Source organism: Lysobacter sp. Root983 (genome assembly GCF_001429345.1).
Classification (GTDB): domain Bacteria; phylum Pseudomonadota; class Gammaproteobacteria; order Xanthomonadales; family Xanthomonadaceae; genus Lysobacter.
Genome location: NZ_LMJO01000002.1, coordinates 75,200 through 81,199 on the forward strand (window position 1 = coordinate 75,200; position 6,000 = coordinate 81,199).

Here is a 6,000-nt window from a genome sequence, read left to right on the forward strand (position 1 = left end):
TGCGGAAGGGGAGACAGGGACAGGTCGCTCATTGCGTCCGCGCGAACCGGGGCTCAGGCAACGGGCTGAGCACGGAATTGGCACATGTTGGGTACCTATTTGGTACCTGGGGGCTTCAACCAAAGTCACGCAGCTCGAGTACGCACGACGAGGAGTCGGGCGTGGTCGGCGCGATGGCGCGCAGCGCACGAAATCTCATGACCGAAGCAATGCCTACTTGCGTCGTAACGCGCGACAGCGCCCGCCGCATCCGTCGTTCGCTCGCGCTATGCGCGTCGTGGGCCTTGCTGTGGGTCGCCGGCTCGGTATCCGCCGCGACTACCGGCACTTGGGCGACGCCCGGCAACTCGGCCAACGCGACCGCGGCGGGGGTCACCGTGAACTGGGCCGGTGCGATCGGCGGCGGCAGCCCCTACGGCAACGACACGTTCAACACCACCAACTTCTGGAACAACCCCTACACGGGTACGGTCGCCGGCGCCAACGCGCTGCTCATGACGATCCCTCCCAACACCTACACCATCACCGTCACCTTCAGCAAAGCCGTGGACAACCCGGTGCTGCATATGGACCGCATCGGCGGTTCCTCGGGCGGCCTGAACAACTCCTCCTTGTGGACCCTGAGCAGTAGCGTGTCCACCGGCGGCACCGTCGGTCTGACCCGACTCAGCGGAAACTCGGTCTTCACCGTTACCGGCAACAGCTTCCAGCGCACGACCGGTGGCGTCGCCGCCGCAAGCACCGAATGCAGCACCACCGCCGCCAACGGCACCGGTTGCGGTTCGATCCGCTTCGACGGCACCGGCATCACCAGCCTGACCTTCACCGTTTCGGCCATCGATCCGGGCGGCGGCAGCGCTGGCGACGGCCTGGAAGTGATCTGGTCGCTCGCCGGCTCCGACCTGCGCATCGTCAAGCAGACCCTGGCCAACACCGGCAGCTTCCCCTTCACCGGCACCAATGGCGTGGGCTCGCCGACGCTCAACACCGCAACCCTCAATCCGCAGACCTCGGCGGCGTTTCCGATCACCAATCACGCCGCGGCGATCAGCGTCACCGAAACCGCGGTGGCCGGCTTCGTTCTGCAGTCGGCGACTTGCCGCGATCAGAGCAACGCGGTGGTGACCTCGTCCCTGGCCGGCAACGCGCTGACCATCGCCACGGCCAACTACCGCGCCAACCAGAACATCACCTGCACCTTCGTCAACGCGACCACGTCCGATCTGACGATCGCCAAGAGCGATGTCGCCACCAGCTACACGCCGGGCGGCACCACCAGCTACACGCTGATCGCGCGCAACTTCGGCGCGCTGACGATCACCGCCGCACAGATCGCCGACACGCTGCCTGCCGGCGCGACCTTGTCGGGTCCGTGGAGCTGCGCCGCCAGCGCGGGTTCCAGCTGCAGCGTCGCCAACGGCGGCGCCGTCGGCGGCAACACCGTTTCGCTCACCGTGAACCTGCTTGCCAACGGCACGGCCACCATCACCGTACCGGTGGCGTTCAACGCCAACGCCGGCGCTTACTGACCCTGTCTGGGCCTACGCATGAAGACTGCCAACACCCGCCCGCTCGCTCGCCCGCTGCATAACCGCCGCGAGGAGGGCGTGGGAACGCGTCTGTCCCGGACCGTGTCGCGTATCGCGCTCGCCGCGATGCTGCTGCTCGCGGCCCCGCTGGCGTTGGCACAGGTCTTCCCGCCGTCGCTGAGCAACACGGCGTCGATTTCGCCGCCCAGCGGCGTCACCAACAGCGGCGCTTCGTGCACCGGCGCCGGCCGCAGCTTCAGCGCCGGCGTCTGCTCTTCCACCGACACCAATACCCTGGCGGCCTCGTCCGATCTGGCGATCAGCAAGACCGGCACCGCCGCCGTCAATCAGGGCGGCACGGTCACCTACACGATCCGCGCCTGGAACAACGGCCTCAGCGGCTCGCTGGCCGCGACCATCGCCGACACCGTGCCGGCCAATCTGACCTCGGTCAGCTGGACCTGCGCCGGCACCGGCGCGGGCTCTACCTGTAGCGCGGCCAGCGGCACCGGCAACACCATCAGCCTGACCGCCAACCTGCCGGTCGACACCGGCGCGACCACCACGCCGGACACCGCTTTCGTCACCGTCACTGTCACGGGCACCGCGACCACGCCGGGCGCGATCACCAACACCGCGACGATCGCCGCGCCGGCCGGCGCCACCGACCCGACCCCGGGCAACAACAGCAGCTCCGCCAATACCACGATCACCGCGCTGAGCGATCTGGCGATCAGCAAGACCGGCACCGCCACCGTCAATCAGGGTGGCGCGGTCAGCTACACCATCCGCGTCTGGAACAACGGCCCGAGCGCCGTCACCGGCGCCAGCATCGCCGACACCGTGCCGGCCAACCTGACTTCGGTCAGCTGGACCTGCGCCGGCACCGGCGCGGGCTCGACCTGCAGCGCAGCCAGCGGCACCGGCAACACCATTGCGTTGACCGCCAACCTGCCGGTCGACACCGGTGCGGCCACGTCGGCCGACACCAGCTTCGTCACCATCACCGTGACCGGCACGGCGACCACGCCGGGTGCGATCACCAATACCGCGACGGTGGCGGCCCCGGCCGGCACCAGCGATCCGACCGCCGGCAACAACAGCAGCGCGGCCAACACCACCATCGTGGCGCTGGCGGATCTGGCGATCACCAAGGGCGTGTCCAACAGCACCCCGGCCGTGGGCACCAACGTCACGTTCACGCTGACCGTCACCAACAACGGCCCGTCCGCCGCGGCTGCAGTGTCGGTCGCCGACCTGCTGCCGGCCGGCTACACCTATGTGTCCGATAACGGCGCGGGCGCTTATGTGTCCGGCACCGGCGTGTGGACCATCGGCTCGCTCAACAACGGCGCCAGCGCTTCGTTGCAGATCGTGGCCACCGTGCGCGCGACCGGGCCCTACGCCAATACCGCGACGGTCACCTCGACCACCAGCGATCCGACCCCGGGCAACAACACCGCGACCTCGACGCCGGTGCCGGTGGCCTCGGCCGACCTGTCCATCATCAAGGGCGTGTCCAACAGCACGCCGGCCGTGGGCAGCAACGTCACGTTCACCCTGACGGTCACCAACAACGGCCCGTCCGCCGCCGCCGCCGTGTCGGTCGCCGACCTGCTGCCGGCCGGCTACACCTATGTCTCGAACAACGGTGGCGGCGCTTATGTGCCGGGCACGGGCGTCTGGACCATCGGTACGCTCGCCAACGGCGCCAGCGCTTCGCTGCAGATCGTGGCGACAGTGCGCGCGACCGGGCCCTACGCCAACACGGCGACGGTGACCTCGACCACCAACGACCCGACGCCTGGCAACAACACCAGCACCTCGACGCCGGTGCCGGTCGCTTCGGCCGACCTGTCCATCGTCAAGGGCGTGTCGAACAGCGCGCCGGCCGTGGGCACCAACGTCACGTTCACCCTGACGGTCACCAACAACGGTCCCTCGGCCGCGGCCGCAGTGTCGGTCGCCGACCTGCTGCCGGCCGGTTACACCTACGTGTCCGACAACGGCGGCGGCGCTTATGTGTCCGGCACCGGCGTCTGGACCATCGGCACGCTGGCCAACGGCGCCAACGCGTCGCTGCAGATCGTCGCGACCGTGCGCGCGACGGGCCCCTACGCCAATACGGCGACCGTCACCTCGACCACCAACGACCCGACCCCGGGCAACAACACCAGCACCTCGACGCCGGTGCCCGTGGTGTCGTCCGACCTGTCCATCGTCAAGGGCGTGTCCAACAGCACCCCGACCGTGGGCAGCAACGTCACGTTCACGCTGACCGTCACCAACAACGGTCCGTCGCCCGCGACGGGCGTGTCGGTCGCCGACCTGCTGCCGAACGGCTACACCTATGTGTCCGACAACGGCGCGGGCGCTTACGTGTCCGGCACCGGCGTGTGGACCATCGGCAACCTGGCCAACGCCGCTTCGACTTCGTTGCAGATCGTGGCGACCGTGCGCGCGACGGGCACCTATGCCAATACGGCGACGGTGTCCTCGACCTCCAACGATCCGACCCCGGGCAACAACACCAGCACCTCGACGCCGACCCCGGTGGCTTCGGCCGACCTGTCCATCGTCAAGGGCGTGTCGAACAGCACGCCGGCCGTGGGCACCAATGTCACCTTCACCCTGACCGTCACCAACAACGGTCCCTCGGCCGCGGCTGCGGTCTCCGTCGCCGACCTGCTGCCGGATGGCTACACCTACGTGTCGGACAACGGCGCGGGCGCTTATGTGTCCGGTACCGGCGCCTGGACCATCGGTGCGCTCGCCAACGGCGCCAGCACCTCGCTGCAGATCGTCGCGACCGTGCGCGCGGCCGGCCCGTACGCCAACACGGCCACGGTCAGCTCGACCACCAACGACCCGACCCCGGGCAACAACACCAGCACCTCGACGCCGGTGCCGGTGGCCTCGGCCGACCTGTCCATCGTCAAGGGCGTGTCCAACAGCACGCCGGTGGTGGGCAGCAACGTCACCTTCACCCTGACGGTCACCAACAACGGCCCCTCGGCCGCCGCGGCGGTTGCCGTCGCCGATCTGCTGCCCAGCGGTTACACCTATGTCTCCGACAACGGTGCGGGCGCGTACGTGTCCGGCACCGGTGTGTGGACCGTCGGCAGCCTGGCCAACGGCGCCAGCGCTTCCTTGCAGATCGTGGCCACCGTGCGCGCCACCGGCACCTACGCCAACACCGCGACCGTGTCGTCGACCACCAACGACCCGACCCCGGGCAACAACACCTCGACCTCGACGCCGACGCCGGTGGCCTCGGCCGACCTGTCCATCGTCAAGGGCGTGTCGAATAGCACGCCGATCGTGGGTACGAACGTTACCTTCACCCTGACCGTCACCAACAACGGTCCGTCCAGCGCGGCCGCTGTGTCGGTCGCCGACCTGCTGCCGAACGGTTACACCTACGTGTCCGACAACGGTGGCGGCGCATACGTGCCGGGCACCGGTGCCTGGACCATCGGCACGCTCGCCAACGGCGCTAGCGCTTCGCTGCAGATCGTGGCGACCGTGCGAGCGACGGGCACCTATGCCAACACCGCAACGGTCACCTCGACCACCAATGATCCGACGCCGGGCAACAACACCAGCACCTCGACGCCGACGCCGGGCGCCTCGGCCGACCTGTCCATCGTCAAGGGCGTGTCGAACAGCGCGCCGGTCGTGGGTACGAACGTTACCTTCACCCTGACCGTCACCAATAACGGTCCGTCCAGCGCGGCTGCGGTGTCGGTCGCCGATCTGCTGCCCAACGGCTACACCTATGTGTCGGACAACGGTGGCGGCGCATACGTGCCTGGCACCGGTGCCTGGACCATCGGCACGCTCGCCAACGGCGCCAGCGCTTCGCTGCAGATCGTGGCGACCGTGCGCGCGACGGGCACCTATGCCAACACCGCAACGGTCACCTCGACCACCAACGATCCGACACCGGGCAACAACACCAGCACCTCGACTCCGGTCCCGGTCGCTTCGGCGGACCTGGTCATGGTCAAGTCCGTCGACAATGCGACCCCGACGGTAGGTAACAACGTCGTGTTCACGCTGACGGTCACCAACAATGGTCCGTCCGCCGCGACGGCCGTCTCGGTCGCCGACCTGCTGCCGAGCGGCTACACCTACGTCTCCGACAACGNTGTTCACGCTGACGGTCACCAACAATGGTCCGTCCGCCGCGACGGCCGTCTCGGTCGCCGACCTGCTGCCGAGCGGCTACACCTACGTCTCCGACAACAGCGCAGGCGCTTACGTCTCCGGCACTGGCGTGTGGACGATCGGTAGCCTGGCCAACGGCGCGTCTGCTTCGTTGCAGATCACCGCAACGGTCAATGCGACGGGCGCCTACGCCAACACCGCAACGGTCACCTCGACCACCAACGATCCGACGCCGGGCAACAACACCAGCACCTCGACGCCGACCCCGGTCGCGTCCGCCGACTTGGTCATGGCCAAGTCG

1 protein-coding gene is annotated in these 6,000 nt (G+C 68.5%); it reads left to right on the forward strand.

Features of this window, described 5'->3' with window-relative positions; all coding sequences use genetic code 11:
• Positions 1-197 precede the first annotated feature (197 nt).
• A complete protein-coding gene (locus tag ASE43_RS06640) occupies positions 198-1,529 on the forward strand; it encodes a DUF11 domain-containing protein (RefSeq protein WP_162258759.1) in 1,332 nt (443 codons plus the stop codon).
• The last annotated feature ends 4,471 nt before the right edge of the window (positions 1,530-6,000 follow it).

Excerpts from the sequence above, each read along its gene's own strand:
- ASE43_RS06640 (WP_162258759.1), top strand. The coding sequence starts at position 198 with ATGACCGAAGCAATGCCTACTTGCGTCGTAACGCGCGACAGCGCCCGC.